Origin of the sequence: Kitasatospora sp. NPDC057518, assembly GCF_042802075.1 — a bacterium.
Taxonomy (GTDB): domain Bacteria; phylum Actinomycetota; class Actinomycetes; order Streptomycetales; family Streptomycetaceae; genus Kitasatospora.
The window spans coordinates 1-18,469 of sequence record NZ_JBHVEU010000148.1; the positions used below are offsets into that span (position 1 = coordinate 1).

The 18,469-nt window shown below is 73.6% G+C and carries 11 protein-coding genes; 4 read left to right on the plus strand and 7 right to left on the minus strand.

Features of this window, described 5'->3' with window-relative positions:
• Nucleotides 1-273: 273 nt before the first annotated feature.
• The 4 genes from ACFU7Z_RS17430 to ACFU7Z_RS17445 all read right to left on the minus strand — a co-directional run bounded on the left by ACFU7Z_RS17430 (nucleotide 274) and on the right by ACFU7Z_RS17445 (nucleotide 6,748).
• The gene (locus tag ACFU7Z_RS17430; protein ID WP_049653907.1) at nucleotides 274-1,464 is read right to left on the minus strand and encodes an acyl-CoA dehydrogenase family protein; all 1,191 of its coding nucleotides are present in this window, start codon (nucleotides 1,462-1,464) and stop codon (nucleotides 274-276) included.
• A gap of 178 nt (nucleotides 1,465-1,642) precedes the next feature.
• Nucleotides 1,643-2,641, minus strand: a complete 999-nt coding sequence (locus tag ACFU7Z_RS17435; RefSeq protein WP_049653905.1) for a hydroxymethylglutaryl-CoA lyase — start codon at nucleotides 2,639-2,641, stop codon at nucleotides 1,643-1,645.
• Nucleotides 2,638-4,893 (minus strand): biotin carboxylase N-terminal domain-containing protein, encoded by a 2,256-nt coding sequence (locus tag ACFU7Z_RS17440; RefSeq protein WP_380778052.1) that lies wholly within the window; start codon nucleotides 4,891-4,893, stop codon nucleotides 2,638-2,640. Before ACFU7Z_RS17440 ends, ACFU7Z_RS17435 begins: the two co-directional genes overlap by 4 nt.
• Before the next feature lie 142 nt (nucleotides 4,894-5,035).
• Nucleotides 5,036-6,748, minus strand: coding sequence for a carboxyl transferase domain-containing protein (locus tag ACFU7Z_RS17445; protein ID WP_380778055.1), 1,713 nt, complete (start codon nucleotides 6,746-6,748; stop codon nucleotides 5,036-5,038).
• Between the two features lie 131 nt (nucleotides 6,749-6,879).
• Between ACFU7Z_RS17445 and ACFU7Z_RS17450 the strand changes: the two genes are divergently transcribed.
• Both ACFU7Z_RS17450 and ACFU7Z_RS17455 read left to right on the plus strand, forming a co-directional pair.
• Nucleotides 6,880-7,581 (plus strand): TetR/AcrR family transcriptional regulator, encoded by a 702-nt coding sequence (locus tag ACFU7Z_RS17450; protein ID WP_380778058.1) that lies wholly within the window; start codon nucleotides 6,880-6,882, stop codon nucleotides 7,579-7,581.
• A 402-nt stretch (nucleotides 7,582-7,983) separates the two neighbouring features.
• The gene (locus tag ACFU7Z_RS17455) at nucleotides 7,984-12,030 is read left to right on the plus strand and encodes an ABC transporter transmembrane domain-containing protein (RefSeq protein ID WP_380778061.1); all 4,047 of its coding nucleotides are present in this window, start codon (nucleotides 7,984-7,986) and stop codon (nucleotides 12,028-12,030) included.
• Between the two features lie 99 nt (nucleotides 12,031-12,129).
• On the opposite strand, the gene ACFU7Z_RS17460 is transcribed toward ACFU7Z_RS17455, so the two are convergent.
• Nucleotides 12,130-13,137 (minus strand): ATP-grasp domain-containing protein, encoded by a 1,008-nt coding sequence (locus ACFU7Z_RS17460; protein ID WP_380778063.1) that lies wholly within the window; start codon nucleotides 13,135-13,137, stop codon nucleotides 12,130-12,132.
• A 124-nt stretch (nucleotides 13,138-13,261) separates the two neighbouring features.
• Between ACFU7Z_RS17460 and ACFU7Z_RS17465 the strand changes: the two genes are divergently transcribed.
• Nucleotides 13,262-13,795, plus strand: coding sequence for an NUDIX hydrolase (locus ACFU7Z_RS17465; RefSeq protein ID WP_049660777.1), 534 nt, complete (start codon nucleotides 13,262-13,264; stop codon nucleotides 13,793-13,795).
• 102 nt (nucleotides 13,796-13,897) lie between these two features.
• Here ACFU7Z_RS17465 and ACFU7Z_RS17470 read toward each other — a convergent pair whose 3' ends face one another.
• Both ACFU7Z_RS17470 and ACFU7Z_RS17475 read right to left on the minus strand, forming a co-directional pair.
• Nucleotides 13,898-15,049: a hypothetical protein gene (locus tag ACFU7Z_RS17470; protein WP_380778065.1), complete on the minus strand. Its 1,152-nt coding sequence runs from the start codon at nucleotides 15,047-15,049 to the stop codon at nucleotides 13,898-13,900.
• Nucleotides 15,050-15,380: 331 nt separating this feature from the next.
• Nucleotides 15,381-16,493 carry an ABC transporter substrate-binding protein gene (locus ACFU7Z_RS17475; RefSeq protein WP_380778067.1) on the minus strand — a complete coding sequence of 371 codons (1,113 nt, stop codon included), beginning with the start codon at nucleotides 16,491-16,493 and terminating at the stop codon, nucleotides 15,381-15,383.
• A 325-nt stretch (nucleotides 16,494-16,818) separates the two neighbouring features.
• Between ACFU7Z_RS17475 and ACFU7Z_RS17480 the strand changes: the two genes are divergently transcribed.
• On the plus strand, nucleotides 16,819-18,393 hold the full coding sequence (locus tag ACFU7Z_RS17480) for an APC family permease (RefSeq protein WP_049657998.1): 1,575 nt from the start codon (nucleotides 16,819-16,821) through the stop codon (nucleotides 18,391-18,393).
• Nucleotides 18,394-18,469: the final 76 nt, after the last annotated feature.

Below are 18,469 nucleotides of genomic sequence, written 5' to 3' on the forward strand. Positions count from 1 at the left end.
CCCTCGGCCGGGCTTGCTGGCCATGATGTGGGGGTGGGTGGCGGGCGGGGGGGGGGGGGGGCCCACCCGGCGGTTGATGGCGAGCCCGTGAGGCCGGGTGGGGGGGGTTTCGCCGCACGCCGCCGCGACACCTCCTCCTACGTCTCCTCCTGACGCCTTCCCCTGACGCCTCCTTCGCCGTGGCGATCCCCAACTCTCGTCGCGGAGCGGTGTGTTGACCGGTGTGCCGGCCCGGTGGGCGTGGCTCAGGAGGCGACCGTCAGGATGCGGTCGTCACGAACCGACGCCGAGCTCCCGGGCGATGAGCATGCGCTGGACCTCAGACGTGCCCTCCCCGATTTCCAGGATCTTGCAGTCGCGCCAGAAGCGGGCGACCGGGAATTCGTTCATGAAGCCGTACCCGCCGTGGATCTGGGTCGCCTCGCGGGCGTTGTCGACGGCGGCCTCGGACGAGTACAGCTTCGCGATCGCGGCCTCCTTCTTGAACGGTTCGCCGTGCAGCAGCCGGGAAGCGGCGTCCCGCCAGGCCAGGCGGGAGGTGTGGGCGCGCAGCTCCATGTCGGCAAGCTTGAACTGGATGGCCTGGTTGGCGCCGATCGGCCGGCCGAAGGCCCGGCGCTCGCCGGAGTACTTCACGGACTCGTCGACGCAGCCCTGGGCCAGGCCGGTGGCCAGGGCCGCGATCGCGATGCGGCCCTCGTCGAGGATCCGCAGGAACTGGGCGTAGCCTCGGCCACGCTCGCCCAGCAGGTTGGCCGCGGGAACGCGGCAGTCGGTAAAGGACAGTTCGCGGGTGTCGGATGCGTTCCACCCGACCTTCGAGTACTTCTTCGAGACCTGGAAGCCGGGGGTCCCGGTGGGCACGATGATGGAGGAGATCTCCCGTGCAGGCGAGCGGAATTCGCCCTCTTCACTCGAACGAGCGATCGGTTCGGTGAGTGCGGTGACGGTGACCAGGCCGGTGATGTCGGTGCCGGAGTTGGTGATGAAGCACTTGGTCCCGTTGATGACCCACTCGTCGGTGGCCTCGTCGTACCGCGCCGTGGTCCGGGTGGCGCCCGCGTCCGACCCGCCCTCCGGCTCGGTGAGGCCGAAGGCGCCGAGGAGTTCGCCCGAGGTCAGCCGGGGCAGCCACTCGCGCTTCTGCTCCTCGGTGCCGAACCGGTAGATCGGCATCGCGCCGAGCGAGACGGCGGCCTCCAGGGTGATCGCCACCGAGGAGTCCACGCGGGCGAGTTCCTCCAGGGCGAGGCCGAGGGCGAAGTAGTCGCCGCCCATGCCGCCGTACTCCTCCGGGAAGGGCAGGCCGAAGAGGCCCATCCGCCCCATCTCCCGGACGATCTCGTACGGGAACTCCTCCCGCTCGTAGAACTCGCCGATCTTCGGCGCCACCACGTCCTGGGCGAATTCGGCGACGGTGCGCCGCAGTTCCTCGTACTCGCTGCTGAGCCTGTGGTCGAGCATGGTGATCCTCCTGGCGCCCGGCCGGGTCGGCTGCGGACGTGAGCGGGGTGACCGGCGTCCGTCGGACGGTGTGACGGTCGCACGGTGCGATTGAGGGATGGACTGTCGATCGGTGCGGGTGGTGCGGGGCGCCGGCCGGATGGTGCGGGCGGCCGGCGCCGGGGACGGGAGCGGGTGGTCAGCCCCCGGCGGAGCCGAGCAGGGCCTGGACGGTGCGGGACGGGCTCGGGCGGCCGAGGCGCCCGGCCATCCACCCGCTGGTCGCGACGAGGGAGCGCAGGTCGACGCCGGTCCGGATGCCGAGCCCGTGCAGCATCCAGACCAGGTCCTCGGTGGCCAGGTTGCCGGTGGCGCTCTTCGCGTACGGGCAGCCGCCCAGGCCGCCTGCCGAGGCGTCGACCGTGGTGACGCCCTCGCGCAGGGCCGCCAGGGTGTTGCTGAGCGCCTGGCCGTAGGTGTCGTGGAAGTGCACGGCGAGCCGGTCGACCGGGACGCCGGCCCGCGCGAAACCCGCCAGCAGGGCGGTGACCTGGCCCGGGGTGGCGACCCCGATGGTGTCGCCGAGGCTCAGCTCCGCGCAGCCCAGCTCCAGCAGCCGCACGCCGTACCGGACCACCTGGTCGACCGGGACGGGGCCCTCCCACGGGTCGCCGAAGCACATCGAGAGGTAGCCGCGGACCGCGACCCCGGCCTCGGTGGCCCGGCCCACGACCGGGCGGAACATCGCCATGGCCTCGTCCGCCGAGCGGTTGAGGTTGCGGCGGGCGAAGGTCTCGGTGGCGCTGGCGAACACCGCGATGTCGGCGGCGTGGTGGGCGAGCGCGCGGTCCAGGCCGCGCTCGTTGGGCACCAGCACCGGCAGCCGCAGGCCGGGGTGGCGCTCCGGCAGACCGGCGAGCCGGGGGACCAGCTCCTCGGCGTCGGCCAGCTGCGGTACCCATTTCGGGTGAACGAAGCTGGTGGCCTCGACGGTGCGCAGCCCGGCGGCCGCGAGCCGGGCGATGAACTCGGCCTTGACCTCGACCGGTACCAGGGACTTCTCGTTCTGCAGGCCGTCGCGCGGCCCGACCTCGTGGATCCGGACCTCCTCGGGCAGGCCGGGGGCGCGGACCGGATCGGGCAGGCCCAGGTCGAGCGCGTCGGGCTCGCGGGCGGGGGTGGGGGCGGGGGTGGTCACGACCGCACCTCCGCGGGCCCGGCGGGGACGGTGGCGGCGGCCGGCCCGGCAGGGGCGCCCTCGACCGACGCGTCCTCGACCGGGGTGACCACGACCAGCAGGTCCTCCATCGCGACGGTGGCGCCGGCGGTGGCCCGCAGCTCGGCCACCACGCCGTCGTGCGGTGCGGCGATCACGTGTTCCATCTTCATGGCCTCCAGCACGAGCAGGGGCTGTCCCTTGCGGACCGTCTCGCCTGCCGTGGTCTTGACGACGGTGACGGTGCCGGGCATCGGGGCGGTCAGGGCGCCGTGGTGCGCGCCGGCCCCGGTGGCGCTCTCGACGACCGGGTCGTAGGCGTGCAGCGGCCAGGCGTCGCCCTCGACGCCGAGCCAGGTCGCCGGTCCGGCGGCGGGGCCGGGGGTGGCGTCGGTGGCCAGCGAGAACGTGGTCCGGAGGCCGTCGACGGTCAGGTGCAGCCGGTCGCCGGCCAGGCTCACGCGGGCGCGGTGCGCGGGGCCCCCGTCGAGCCGGAGCTCCAGCTCGCGGACGGGCCCGGCGGAATTGTCAGTGGCATCGGCTACGTTGCCCGCAGTGATCGGACGGATGCTCACCGCCACCGGGTCCTGGCCGGGGGTGCGGAGTCGGTGGGTGGTCCAGGCAGGGGTGCCGCCCAGGCGCCAGCCGGAGGGAAGGGAGAACGGGTCGGTCCAGCCGCCGGGATCGGCGGGCGGAGTGAGTTCCAGGTGCCGTGCCAGCGCGGCCGCGTAGTAAAGGAGGTGAGCGGGCGACGGCGGGTCGGTCGCGTCCGGGTCGGTCGCGTTCGTGGGGGAGTACGGCGAGGTGAGCAGGGCCGGCTGCTCCTGGGCCGTCCGCTCCACGAGGCCGGTGTCCAGCCGGCCGGCGGCGACCTCGGGGTGGGCGAGCAGTCGGCGCAGGAAGCCGGTGTTGGTGGTGACACCCAGGATGCGGGTGTCGGCCAGCGCCGCGCGGAGCCGGCGCAGCGCGGTCGGGCGGTCGGGCCCGTACGCGATGACCTTGGCGAGCATGGGGTCGTAGGCGCTGGTGACGACGGTTCCGGGGGCGACCCCGGAGTCGACGCGGATGCCCTCGCCCCGGGGCTCGTCCAGGGTGAGGATGCGGCCGCCGGTGGGCAGGAAGTCCCGTTCCGGGTCCTCGGCGCAGATGCGGGCCTCGATGGCGTGGCCCAGGAAGGAGATGTCGGACTGGGCGAAGGAGAGCGCTTCGCCGGCGGCGACGCGCACCTGCCACTCGACCAGGTCGAGCCGGTCCGCGTCCGCGCCGACGGCGACGGCGAGCTCGGTGACGGGGTGTTCCACCTGGAGGCGGGTGTTCATCTCCATGAAGAAGAAGTCCCGCACCCCCTCGGCGGCGGAGGCGGGGGCGTCCGGGTCGATGCCGGGAACGATGAACTCCACGGTGCCGGCACCGGTGTAGCCGCAGGACTCCGCGGCGCGGACGGCCGCGGCGCCCATCGCGGCACGGGTCTCGGCGTTGAGGAGAACGGAGGGAGCCTCTTCGATCAGTTTCTGGTGGCGGCGCTGCAGGCTGCACTCGCGCTCGCCGAGGTGGACGGTGGTGCCGTGGGCGTCGGCGAGCACCTGCACCTCGATGTGGCGCGGCCGGTCGACCCAGCGCTCCAGCAGCAGGGTGTCGTCGCCGAAGGCGGTGCGGGCGACGCGGCGGGCGGCGGCGATCTCGGTGGGCAGGTCGGCGCGGTCCCGCACGAGGCGCATGCCCTTGCCGCCACCGCCGGCGGACGGCTTGAGCAGCACCGGGTAGCCGATCTCGTCGGCGGCGGCGACGAGGTCCTCGTCGGTGGGCGCGGTGGCCTGGCTGCCGGGGACCACCGGGACGCCGGCGGCCCGGACGGCCTCCTTGGCGTTGATCTTGTCGCCCATCAGCTCGACCGCACCGGGAGGTGGTCCGATGAAGACGAGGCCCGCGTCGGCGCAGGCGCGGGCGAAGCCGGCGTTCTCGGCGAGGAAGCCGTAGCCGGGGTGGACGGCCTGGGCGCCGGTGCGGCGGGCGGCGGCCAGGATCTGGTCGGTCCGCAGGTACGTCTCGGTCGCCGAGCTGTCGCTGCGGTCGGCCGGGCCGAGCCGGACCGCGACGTCGGCCTCGCGGACGTGCGGCGCGTCGGCGTCCGCGTCGCTGAACACGGCGACCGAACGGACGCCGAGCCGTCGCAGGGTGCGGATCACCCGCAGGGCGATCTCGCCGCGGTTGGCGACCAGAACTGTGTCGAACATGGGAGGCGTTCCTCCGGGTCGAGGGGAGCCGTACGAAGGAGGTGGCGGTGGGCGGTCGGGCGCCGGCCCGGGTGGGCCGGCGCCGCGGGGAGTCACACCCGGAAGGGAGGATTCACGGACGCGGGGGTGACACGAGGAGGCGTCACATGCGGAAGACGCCGTACGGAGCGGGCGGCGCCAGCGGGGCGTTGGCGCAGGCGGTGAGGGCGAGACCGACGACGGTGCGGGTGTCCATCGGGTCGATCACGCCGTCGTCCCAGAGCCGGGCGGTGGCGTAGTAGGCGTTGCCCTGGCGCTCGTACTGCTCGCGGACGGGGCGCTTGAACTCCTCCTCCGCCTCGGTCGGCCATTGCTCGCCGTGCGCCTCCAACTGGTCGCGGCGGACGGTGGCGAGGACGGAGGCCGCCTGCTCGCCGCCCATCACGGAGATCTTGGCGCCCGGCCACATCCACAGGAAGCGGGGTGAGTAGGCCCGGCCGCACATCGAGTAGTTGCCGGCTCCGTACGATCCGCCGATCACCACGGTCAGCTTCGGGACGCGGGTGCAGGCGACGGCGTTGACCATCTTGGCGCCGTGCTTGGCGATGCCGCCCGCCTCGTACTGCCGGCCGACCATGAACCCGGTGATGTTCTGGAGGAAGAGGAGGGGGATGCCGCGCTGGTCGCACAACTCGATGAAGTGGGCGCCCTTGAGGGCGGACTCGGCGAACAGCACGCCGTTGTTGGCGACGATGCCGACCGGGTGGCCGTGGATCCGGGCGAAGCCGGTGACCAGGGTGGCGCCGTACTCGGCCTTGAACTCGGCGAACCGGCTGCCGTCCACCAGGCGGGCGATCACCTCGCGCACGTCGTAGGGCGTGCGCGGGTCGACCGGCACGGCGCCGTACAGGCCGGCCGGGTCGACGGCCGGCGGCTCGACCGGGGTGAGCGGCCACGGCCTGGCCTCGCGCGGGCCGAGCCCGGCCACGATCGTGCGGACGATGGAGAGGGCGTGGGTGTCGTCCTCGGCCAGGTGGTCCGTCACGCCCGAGGTGCGGGAGTGTAGCTCGCCGCCGCCCAGCTCCTCGGCGGTGACCACCTCGCCGGTGGCGGCCTTCACCAGTGGCGGACCGCCCAGGAAGATCGTGCCCTGGTTGCGGACGATCACGGCCTGGTCGCTCATCGCCGGGACGTACGCGCCGCCGGCCGTGCACGAGCCGAGCACGGCGGCGATCTGCGGGATGCCCGCGGCGGAGAGCCTGGCCTGGTTGTAGAAGATCCGGCCGAAGTGGTCGCGGTCCGGGAAGACCTCGTCCTGCATCGGGAGGAAGGCGCCGCCGGAGTCCACCAGGTAGACGCAGGGCAGCCGGTTCTCCAGCGCGACCTCCTGGGCGCGCAGGTGCTTCTTCACCGTCATCGGGTAGTAGGTGCCGCCCTTGACGGTGGCGTCGTTGGCGACCACCACCACCTCGCGCCCGGCGACCCGGCCGATGCCGGCGATCACTCCGGCCGCGGGGGCCGCGCCGTCGTACATCCCGTCGGCGGCCAGCGGGGCCAGCTCCAGGAAGGGGGAGGCCGGGTCGAGCAGGGTGTCCACGCGGTCGCGGGGCAGCAGCTTGCCGCGTGAGGTGTGCCGGGCGCGGGCCTTGGCGCCGCCGCCCAGGGCGGCGGCGTCGAGCTTCGCGCGCAGCTCGGCGACCAGGGCGCGGTGCGCCTCGGTGTTGGCGCGGTACGCCTCGGAGCCCGGGTCGGCGGAGCTGCCGAGCCGGGGTGCCGGTGCGGCTGCCGCGGACGGGGCGGCGCCGGGCGCCGCCGCCGTGCCCGTCGCTGCGACGAGCCGGACGCCGGTGGGTGTGCCGGCGGTTGAGTTGACCATTCCCAAGAGCTCCCTTGCCCTCGGACCAGGTGGGCAGCCGGGTGCGGTCCGCCCGTGATCGCCACGTTAATTAACGTTAACTTACGCGCCCAGGTTAACGGCCGATAACCCGACTGTCTACGATGGACGGCATGCCCAACGTCCCCGCCGCCTCCGCGCTCCCCCGCCGTGACCAGATCCGCAGGGAGGCCGCGAGGCTGTTCGCCGCCCGGGGCTTCCTCGGCGTGGGCGTGGACGAGATCGGCAAGGCCGTCGGCATCAGCGGCCCCGCGCTCTACCGCCACTTCGCCGGCAAGGACGCGATGCTCGCGGACCTGCTGATCGGCATCAGCGAGCGCCTGCTGGACGAGGGGCGCCGCCGCGCGGGCGGCGGCGAGGGCCCGGCCGCCACGCTGGACGCGCTGATCAGCGGCCACGTCGACTTCGCGCTGGGCGACCGGGACCTGATCACCCTGCACGACCGCGAGCTGCTGAACCTCAAGGAGGAGGACCGGCGCACCGTCCGCCGGCTCCAGCGCGGCTACGTCGAACTGTGGGTGGACGTGGTCCGGCAGGCCTACCCGCCGCTGGCCGACCCCGCCGCCGAGCCGGTGGCGCGGGCCGCCGTGCACGCCGTCTTCGGCCTGATCAACTCGACCCCGCACAGCCTCGGCCCGAACCCCGACCAGGGCGAGCGCGCCGCCCTCCAGCGCGACGGCATGGCCGCCCTGCTCCACGCCCTCGCCCACGGCGCGTTCGCGGCGGCCGCGGGCTCGGCCGGCGGCCCCGGCGGCCCTGTCGTCCCCGGCGCCGCTGTCGCTCCCGTCGGCGGTTCGGCGGCCGCGGAGGCCTGAGCCCGCATCCCCGGCTCTGTTCCCGGCTTCGGCTTCGTTCCCGGCTTCGTTTTCGACGAAGAGCGGCCAGGCGGAGAATGGTCGGGAGCGAAGGTCTGCCGGTAAACGTCCCCATCGGTAGCCCGCCCGGAGCCCGCCCCGTTGGCCCGTCCGGAGGCCTAGTCCCAAAGGACGGCGCCCGTCCGCCCGTGGCCGCTGGGTGTCGCGAGGGTCGTCGGCGACTCTGGAAATGGCCCGGGCGGAGTGGGCCATGCGAGTGTTCGGCCGGGAATCACCGCAGGCCATCGACTGTTGGCGAGTCCGCCGGACCGGATGATCCGGGCTGTCAGGGCCCGTTCCGAACCCGCCCGGGGCGGAAAACGCCGTGGCGACCACCCGACGAAATGGTTAGCATCCCTAAATATGCCTGAGACTCACGGATCCACGGTGGAGCAATCCCCGAGCGGCCCCCCGGCCCCCGGCACGACCCCGGAGGCCCCCGTCGACAGCCCGCAGGCCGCCGTCGGGAACACCGGGCCGGCCGCCGAAGACGCCGAGCCCGCCCCCGACAACGTCCGGCCCGCCGCCAAGCGCGCCGAGGCGCCTGAGCCCGCCCCCGAGAGCGCCGCCGAGTCGACCGGCTGGCTCAGCCGCCTGGTCGGCTACAGCTGGCGGTCCCGCCGCAGCCTGCTCTTCGCCTTCGGAGCCTCGCTCCTCGGCATGGCCGTCACCGCGCTGGTGCCGCTGGTCACCAAGCTGATCATCGACGACGTCATCGTCGCCCGCACCCGTTCGCTGGCCCCCTGGGCGGTGGTGCTGCTGCTCGCGGCCCTCGTGGTCTTCGGCTGTACCCAGGTCCGCCGCTACTACGGCGGCCAGCTCGCGGTGGACGTCCAGCACGAGATGCGCAGCGACCTGTTCCGCTCGCTCGGACGGCTGGACGGCCACCGCCAGGACCGGCTGGACACCGGGCAGGTGGTGGGGCGCGCGACCTCCGACCTCCAACTGGTCAACGGCCTGCTCTCGATGCTGCCGATGATGACCGGCTACCTGCTGATGTTCGTCATGTCGCTGGTCGTGATGGTCTGGCTGTCCCCGCCGCTCACCCTGATCACCGTGGTCATGGCCCCCGCGCTGTGGTGGGTCTCGGCGTTCAGCCGCAAGCGCCTCTTCCCCGCCACCTGGGCCGCCCAGCAGGAGGCGGCGGCCGTCGCGGGCGTGGTGGACGGCGCGATCGGCGGCGTCCGCGTCGTCAAGGGCTTCGGCCAGGAGGCCCAGGAGCTCGACAAGCTGGAGACGGCCTCCCGCAACCTCTTCGCGGCCCGGCTCCGGTCGATCCGGCTCAACGCCCGCTACAACCCGGCGATGCAGGCGATCCCGGCGCTCGCCCAGGTCGGCGTCCTGGCCTTCGGCGGCTGGCTGGCCGTCGACGGCAGGGTCACCCTCGGGACATTCGTCGCCTTCTCCACGTACGTCGCCCAGATGACCGGCCCGGTGCGGATGCTGACCATGGTCATCACCGTCGGCCAGCAGGCCCGGGCCGGGGTGGAGCGCGTCCTTCAGCTGATCGACGAGCGCCCGCTGGTCCAGGAGCGCCCGGACGCCCGCACCCTGGACCTCGCGCACGGCGAGAGCCCGGAGAGCGCGCCGCAGAGCACTCCGGGAGGAGCGCTCGTCGGCCCGCGGACCCCCGACATCGCCCTGGAGTTCGACCGGGTCGAGTTCCGCTACGACCCCGAGCACCCCGCCCCCGTCCTGCACGGCCTCAGCCTGAAGCTGGCCCCCGGCGAGACCCTCGCCCTGGTCGGCGCCTCCGGCTCCGGCAAGTCGACGGTGGCCCAGCTGGTGCCCCGCTTCTACGACCCGGCCGCCGGCACCGTCCGCCTGTACGGCCACGACCTGCGCGACCTCACCCTGGACTCGGTCCGCGCGACGGTCGGCATCGTCCCCGAGGAGAGCTTCCTCTTCTCCGAGACGGTCCGCACCAACATCGCCTACGGCCGCCCGGACGCGACGGACGAGCAGGTGGTCGCCGCCGCCCGCGCCGCCCAGGCCGACGAGTTCGTCCGCGCGCTGCCGGACGGCTACGACACCAAGGTCGGCGAGCAGGGCCTGACGCTCTCCGGCGGCCAGCGCCAGCGCATCGCGCTGGCCCGGGCGATCCTCACCGACCCCCGGATCCTGCTGCTGGACGACGCCACCTCGGCGGTCGACCCGCAGATCGAGGCGGAGATCCACGACGCGCTGCGCTCGGTGATGACCGGCCGCACCACGCTGCTGATCGCCCACCGCCGCTCGACCCTCCAACTCGCCGACCGGATCGCCGTGCTGGAGCGCGGCCGGCTGCTGGACCTCGGAACGCACGAGGAACTCGAAGCCCGATGTCCCCAGTACCGGGCCCTGATCACCGATCCCGAGGCCGGTCACGCCGACCGGCAGTCCGCCCCCGAAACGGCGTCCGACGAGCCGGCGTCCGCAGAGGCACCCGGAACCCCCGTAGCCGGCGGAACCACCGCAACCGGCGCAACCCCCGGAGCCGGCGCAACCCCCGGAACCCCGGCGACCCCGGCCGCCCCCGTCCTCCCCACCCCCGCCCTGGCCAAGGCCGCCCGCACCGCCGACCCCGACCTGCTGGACAAGGTCGCGTCCCTCCCGCCCGCCTCCGACGTCCCGGCCGTCCCCCGCGCCGAGGCCGAGGCCGGTGACCCCGACTTCAGCCTGAGCCGCCTGCTGCGCCCCTTCCGCACCCCGCTGCTCATCGCCCTCCTGCTGGTCGCCCTGGACGCGGCGGCCGGGCTGGTGCTGCCGGTGCTGATCCGGCACGGCATCGACGAAGGCGTCCGCAAGGGCCTGATGTCCGGCGTCGCGGTGGCCTCGCTCGCTGCTCTCGTCGTGGTCCTGCTGGACTGGGTGGTGCAGAGCGCCGAGAACCGGGTCAGCGGCCGTACCGGCGAGCGGGTCCTCTACACGCTCCGGCTCAAGATCTTCGCCCACCTCAACCGGCTCGGCCTGGACTACTACGAGCGCGAGCTGACCGGCCGGATCATGACCCGGATGACCACCGACCTGGACTCGCTGACCTCCTTCCTCCAGACCGGCATGGTCACCGCCGTGGTCAGCCTGCTGACCTTCGCCGGGATCTTCGCCGCCCTGCTGATCATCGACGCCGGCCTGGCCCTGGTGGTCTTCGCGGTCCTGCCGCTGCTGGTGATCGCCACCCTGGTGTTCCGCAAGAAGTCCAAGGACCAGTACGAGCGCTCCCGTGACCTGATCAGCACCGTCAACGCCGACCTCCAGGAGAACGTGGCCGGCATGCGGATTGTCCAGGCCTTCCGCCGCCTGGACACCAACACCGACCGCTTCGTGGCCCGCGGCATCGCCTACCGCGAGGCCCGGGTCCGGGCCCAGCTCTACATCTCGCTGTACTTCCCGTTCGTCCAGTTCCTCTCCAGCGTGGCCGCCGCGCTGGTGCTGATCGTCGGCGCTGCCCGGGTCGACGCCGGGACGCTGACGGTCGGTGCGCTGGTCGCGTACCTGCTCTACATCGACCTGTTCTTCGCGCCGGTCAACCAGCTGTCCCAGGTGTTCGACGGGTACCAGCAGGCCTCGGTGGGCCTCGGCCGCATCCGCGAGCTGCTGCGCACCCCGACCGCCACCGCCGAGGCGGCCGACCCGGTCCCGGTGGCCGGGGGCCTGCGCGGCGAGATCTCCTTCGAGGGGGTCGGCTTCGCCTACAACGGCGGCGCGGACGGCGCCCCGACCGTGCTGAGCGGCGTGGACCTGCACATCCCGGCCGGGCAGACGGTGGCGCTGGTCGGCGAGACCGGCGCCGGCAAGTCGACGCTGGTGAAGCTGGTCGCCCGGTTCTACGACGCGACGGAGGGCACCGTCCGGGTGGACGGGGTCGACCTCACCCGCTACGACCTGGCGCAGTACCGCCACCGCCTGGGCGTGGTGCCGCAGGAGGCGTACCTCTTCGCGGGCACGGTCCGCGAGGCGATCGCCTACGGCCGGCCGGGCGCCTCGGCGGCCGAGGTGGAGGCGGCGGCCCGGGCGGTCGGCGCGCACGACATGATCGTCCGGCTCTCGGACGGCTACGACCACGAGGTGGCCGGCCGCGGGCGCAACCTCTCGGCGGGCCAGCGCCAGCTGATCGCGCTGGCCCGGGCCGAACTGGTCGACCCGGACATCCTGCTGCTCGACGAGGCCACGGCGGCGCTCGACCTGGCCACCGAGGCGGCCGTCAACCAGGCCGCGGACCGGCTCAGCGGCGGCCGGACCACCCTGGTCATCGCCCACCGCCTGACCACCGCCGAGCGCGCCGACCGGGTGGTCGTGCTGGACCACGGCCGGGTGGTCGAGGACGGCACGCACACCGAACTGCTCGCCCGGGGCGGCACCTACAGCCGGCTCTGGCAGGCGTTCATCGCCGACGGCCACCCGGCGGCCGAGGCCGTCGCCGCCGGATAGGGCGGCCCCGCACCCGGAGGCCCGCACGCGTGGCCCCGAACCCGGAGCCCGAACACTCCGAGCTGCCTGACGGTCCCTCCCGCGCGGACCGTCAGGCAGTCAGGCGGTGATCAGCGCGGCCAGCAGCTCCGAGGCGTCGATCCCGCGCGGCAGGTCGCTCACCTGCCCGTCCCCGACCTCGACCACCCGCCAGCCGGAGCCGTCCGCCCGGCTGGCGAGGTCGGTGGTCACGAAGCGGCAGCCGAGCCGGCGGACCAGCGCCGGGACGTCGGTGAGGTCGGGTTCGACGGCCCGGCGCGGGGCGTCCGGGTGCGGCCCGACCAGGACAGGCCGGCCGTCCAGCCACCACACCCGGGCCTCCACGGCCCGCCCGCCGCTCCCCGGCGCGCCGCCGTCCGCCCGCTCCGGCCCGGCCGCACCAGCCGTACAGGCCGCACCGCCCGTACGGCTCGCACCGTTCGCGCCGTTCACGCCGACCGGTCCCGCCGCCGGGACGTCCGCGCCCTCGAACTCCTCGTACCGCCGCAGCACCACGCCGCCCGCCAGGAACTCGCCCTGCAGTTCGACGAACCGTCCGACCACCCGGCCGACGGCCGCCAGGTCGGCCAACTCGGGTACGTAGCAGGCCTCGTACCACTCGTGCTTGCGCGACTTCACGTAGTCCTTGACGATCGCCGGCCCGCGCCCGCCGAGCCGGGCCGCGGCCTCCGCCAGCTCCGCCGGCCCGGGCGCCACCGGTCCCTCGGACGGGATCCACGCGCTGGCCGGGGTCGCGCCCTCGAACACGCCGTACCAGCCGGGCAGTTCATGGGCGGCCGCGTACCCGGGCGCGCTGGTCAGCAGGGTGCCGCCGCGGGCGGTGAGCGCGGCGGCGAAGTCGGCGTACCGGGCGGAGGGCAGCATCCAACCCCGGTACCAGAGCGGGCCGCTGTCCCGCGGCACCCGCAGCACGGCCTCCTCGGCCCGCCCGGCGAGCAGCCCGTCGTGGTCGACCAGGTGCAGCTCGCCGCCCAACTCCCGCAGGGTCCTGGCCTCCCAGGCGAAGTGCGGGTCGGGCCGGCGCGGGTTGAGCGGATCGGCGGGGAAGATGATCGCGGGTGCGGGCATGGCCGTCAGGGTACGGTGGACCGGTGGGCCCGGCGCCCGCCACGACGGACCGGCCGGCTCGTGCACCCGACCGGAGTGCCGAAACCGCTCGACGGCCCCGGACGGTCGCTGGGAGAGTGACCCGATGCGAAATCTGCTGCGCCCCCGCAAACGCAGGCCGAGGCAGGCCGCCCGCACGGTGGTCCTGGACGGGAACGGCTCGGTCTTCCTGCTCCGTTCGGACAACGACGAGGTCGGCGTGCACTGGACCATGCCGGGAGGCGGCCTGGAACCGGGCGAGACCCCGTGGGACGGCGCCCGGCGCGAGCTGTGGGAGGAGACGGGCTGGAGCGACCTCGAACCCGGCCCGCTGCTCTGCACCTGGGAGCACGACTTCACCTGGCACGGCACCCCGGTCCGCCAGCACGAGCACATCTACCTCACCGGCGGCCCGCACCGCGGTCCGGTCGGCGACGTCAGCGCGGTGCACGCCGTCGACCGGATCCTGGACTGGCGCTGGTGGACCCCGGCCGACCTCGCCGACGAGAACGCCGACGCGCTCTGGCCGCCCGCGCTGCCGGAACTGCTGGACGCGGTCCGTACGGGCTGGGCCGTGGACGGGCGGCCGCCGGTGCCCGTCGACCTCGGGTACATCCCGAACGCCCCGGCCACCCGCTAGGCCCGCCGAGTCCGCCGAGTCCGCCAGAGCTGCTCGGCCCACCAGGCCGGCCAAGCCCGCCAGGCCCGCTCGGCCAGTCGCCGAACGGGCCCGGCGGAGCGGTCAGGTGCGCCCGCCGCGCCGGGGCCGCCCGGCCGGACCGGGTTCCCAGCCGTGCAGTTCCAGCTCCCGGTCGTGCAGTGCGGCGGGGTTCATCAGCACCGTCAGCTGGGCGCCGACCAGCTGCTCGAGGTCGAGCCCGGTGGCGGACAGCAGCTGCTCGGTCGGCACCGAGACGGCGATGGCGGGCCGCCAGGAGGGCAGCACCACCAGGCAGGTGCCGCGGCCGACCCGGATCGGCTGGGCCGCCACGCGGACCGGTGCGCGCTCCTCCGGTCGGCCGAGGGCCTCGGCGGGCCCGGGGCTGCCGCCGATCAGGATGCCGAGCGGCGGTTCGGCCCACGAGACCGCTGCGGCGGGCCCGGCGGCAGCGGTGTCGACAGCAGAGGGGGCGACAGCGCCGGCCCCGAACGACGGCGTCCGCGCCGCCACTTCCGCCGCATCGGCGGGTTCGCCCACCCTGCCAGGGGCCCCCGGCAGGGCCGGCCTGGTCGGGCCGGACGCGGCCGTCTCCCGTGCGGTCGCCTCCTGCCCTGTCCGGGAGGCCTGCGGGTGCATCCGGCGCAGGCGCCGGGAGGGTGACGGCCGCCGGGATCCCAGGATCCGCGGCTCCTCGTACGCCGGGCGCTGCGCCGGGACGGACGGGCCGCCCTCCGCCGTTGCGGTGGCGGGCCCGAACCGGACGAACCCGTCCTCGGCCTCCGCGTCGAGGCCGAGCAGGGCCCGCACCTCCGCGACCGGTCGGCGGCACGCGGCCGCCAGCTCGGCGACGGAGCGGCCCTGGAAGTGCGCGGCCCGCAGCCGCTCGGCGAACGCCGCTCGCAGCCGTGCCGTGGTCGGATCATCGTCGTGCGGGTCGCCGTCCGTCCGGTCGCCGTCCGCCGGTTCGCCACCGGCCTCCGGAGCGGCCGCGGGCAGGACGGGCGGCGCCTCCGCGTCGTACCGGCTGCGCGGCTGCGGCACCGAGTCGGGGCGGGCCGTCGCCTCCGGAGTGCCGGGCGCGGCCGCACCGGGCTCGGTGGCGGTCGCGATCGAGCACATCGGAACGGGCGAGCCGGGCGGGCCGGTCGGGGCGGGCGGGGGCGAGGATCCGGCGCTGTCCCGGGGCGGGCCGGGCAGGGACGGGTCGGTTGCGGCGGGGTGGAGCGAGGTCATCTGCGGGCCCTTCGGGAAACGGTCCCGACGATCCTCCCGCACCACGCGATCAGCTCCAAGCGTCCAACCCGGTGGTGTGCGCGATACCACCGCGACACCACCGCGACACCGCCGCGGTACCACCACGGAATCACCCGGGGACCGTCGCGGGCCCACCCGGGGCCCACCCGGGGATCGCCCAAGACGGCGCCGGGCGGGCACTGTTGCCGTACGACCGGAACGCCGCCCCGTTCCGCCCGCCGACGCCGACCAGGCCCGGCCGGCCGGGTTCGCTCCGGGCTCACACCCGGACTCACCCGACGGACTCACCCGGCGGATTCACCTGCCTGGCTCAACTGCCGGGCGCGACAAAGCCCTTGAGGTCGTTGAGCACCACGTTCGCCGCCATGACGCCGAGCCCGAGGAACCAGGTCTCGTCCGAAACCGGCCGGGCCTGACCGGACTTGACCGCACCGAGCGTCTTCCAGAGCGCGCCGCCGAGCACCGCGTCCTGGTTGGTCGAGCTGGGGCTGCCGTACACGCCGTAGAAGATCCAGTCGGCGTCGGCCTTGTCGATCTGCTCCGGGCTGACCTCCACCGCGAGCTCCTTGACCTGCTCGATCGCGGGCTGCGGCAGCGGCACGTCGGTGAGGATGGTGCCGATGAAGGAGAGCTCCGCGTAGAGCCGGGTGCGGCCCGGCATGAAGCGCAGCGGCGTGATGGTGGGCCGCTTGTCGCCGAGCTTCGCGCCGATCGCCGCGGCGGCCGCCTGGTACGCGTCGAGCTGCGTCCTGGCCTCGGCCTCCAGGCCGAACGCGCTCGCGTTGAGCAGGAAGTTCTGCTTCCAGGGGTAGCCGGGGCGCAGCGAGAAGACGGTCGGCGCGATCTTGGAGAGCTGCGCGTACTGGTCCTGGGCGCGCAGCTGGCTGCCGAGGATCAGGTCCGGCTTGAGCGCGGCGATGGCCTCCAGGTTGAGGCTGTTGATGGTGCCGACGGCGGCGGGGCTGCCGGCCTTGTCCTTGAGGTAGGACGGCAGGGACTTGGAGCCGTCGGTGTACACGATGCCGACCGGCTGGATGCCGAGGGCGACGACGTTGTCGAGCTCGCCGGTGTCCAGCACCACGACCCGGGTGGGCCTGGCCGGGAGCACCGTCTCGCCCATCGCGTGCCTGAGGGTGCGCGGGTAGACGCCGGGGGCGGCGTCGGTGCCGAAGCCCTTCATCCTCTCGATCACGGCGGCGTAGTCGTCCCCGCCCTGCTTGACCGACTTCTGGTTCGGGGAGGAGCCGCCGCCGGCCGGGGTCGAACCGCTGCTGCCCGACCCGCCCGATCCGCCGGAGCTGCCGCAGGCGGTGAGGAGTCCGCCGAGGCCGAGCACCGCCCCGCCGGCGATCCCGGCGGTGAGGAACCGGCGACGGCCGGAGGTGCGGGGGGAGAGGACCGGGTCGTCGGAGGTGGGGGGCACGCGACGCTCCTTTCACGATCGAAATTAGGTTAGGCAAACCTATCCGACTCGGGGAGCGGTGGGGGGAGCGGCCCGTCCGGGCCGGGGGGCAAACCTGGTCGAACCTTGGCAAAAGGGAGAAATTTTCTTGGCCCAACTCCTTTGAAGCAAAGGTACATGGGTTAACAAGCCGTAAATACATCCACCCGAACAGCCGTCACGAGAACGAATCGAAGCAAGTGGTTTAGATCACCAAGGGTTGGTCTACTCAACCTTCCATGCCCGCCTCTAGGGTGCGCTGGTGTTTGATCAGCAGCTCTCAGAGCACACGAGCAGCGGCCGGGCAATGGCGCCCGGCGCTCCGCAGGGTGCCCCGGTCAGTGGCATCAGTGGTGGGGTCCCCGTCGATCAGGGGACCGCTGGGGGAGCGGGGGACAAGGGTCTACGGGGCGGTTCCGTCGGCCTGCTGAGCAGTGTGGTGCTGGGCGTCTCGACGGTCGCCCCGGTCTACTGCCTGACCGCCACACTCGGCCCGACCGTCACCGCGGTCGGGGTGCAGATGCCGGCGGTGTTCCTGGCCGGCTTCCTGCCGATGCTGCTCGTCGCGTTCGCGTACAAGGAGCTGAACAAGGACTTCCCGGACTGCGGCACGTCCTTCACCTGGGGCGTCCGGGCCTTCGGTCCCCGGGTCGGCTGGATGGCCGGGTGGGGCCTGACGGTGGCGACCATCATCGTGCTCTCCAACCTGGCCGGGGTCGCGACCGACTTCCTGTACCTGATGCTCGGGGAGATGACCGGCAGCAGCTGGGTCACCGAACTCGACCAGAACAAGGCCGTCCACCTGCTCACCGTGGTCCTGCTGATCGCCGGCGCCACCGCGATGAGCTACCGGGGGATGACCGCCACCAAGTGGTTCCAGTACAGCCTGGTCGGCCTCCAGCTGGCCGTGCTGCTGCTCTTCTCCGTCATCGCCATCGGGAAGGCCGCCTCGGGCGACCTGCCCGACTCGATCGGCTTCTCCTTCTCCTGGCTCAACCCGCTCGAGGTCAGCTCGTTCAGCGCGTTCACCGCCGGGCTGTCGCTGTCGATCTTCATGTACTGGGGCTGGGACACCTGCCTGACCATGAACGAGGAGACCCAGGGCAGCGCCAAGACCCCCGGCCGCGCCGCGATGATCTCCATGGTCACCCTGGTCGGCTCGTACCTGCTGGTCGCGATCGCCTCCCAGATGTTCGCGGGCGTCGGCAGCACCGGCAACGGCCTCGGCAACCCGGCCACCGCCGACAACGTCTTCTCCGCGCTGGCCCGTCCGGTGCTCGGCTCGCCGTGGAGCATCCTGCTCTTCCTGGCCGTCGTCGCCAGCGCCGCCGCCAGCCTGCAGACCACCTTCATCCCGGTGGCCCGCACCCTGCTCGCGATGAGCGCCTACCGCGCCGTGCCGCCGCGCTTCGGCGCCGTCCACCCGCGCTTCCGCACCCCCGGCTACGCCACCGTCGCGGCGGGCATCGCCACCGCGGTCTTCTACGTCGGGATGAGCCTGATCAGCGAGAACGTCGTCCAGGACACCATCCTGGCGCTCGGTCTGATGATCTGCTTCTACTACGCACTGACCGCTTTCGCCTGCGTCTGGTACTTCCGCGGTTCGCTGCGCACCGGTGTCCGCGCGCTGCTGCTCAAGGGCGTCGCCCCGTTCGTCGGCGGCGTGCTGCTCACCGCGGTCTTCCTCCAGACCCTCACCGACGCCTGGGCCCCCGACTACGGCAGCGGTTCGGTCTTCGGCATCGGCTCGGTCTTCGTGATCGGCGTCGGCATCCTGCTGCTCGGCGCGGGCCTGATGACCTGGTACGGCTTCATCCGGCCGGAGTTCTTCCGCGGCGAGACGCTGCACAAGGACACCCCGGCACTGGTCGTGGAGGACTGACTGCCGCTACCGTGGGGCGCATGAAGCGCTTCATCGGCCTGTGCTGGTGGCCGTCCTAGGACGGCCACACCACTCG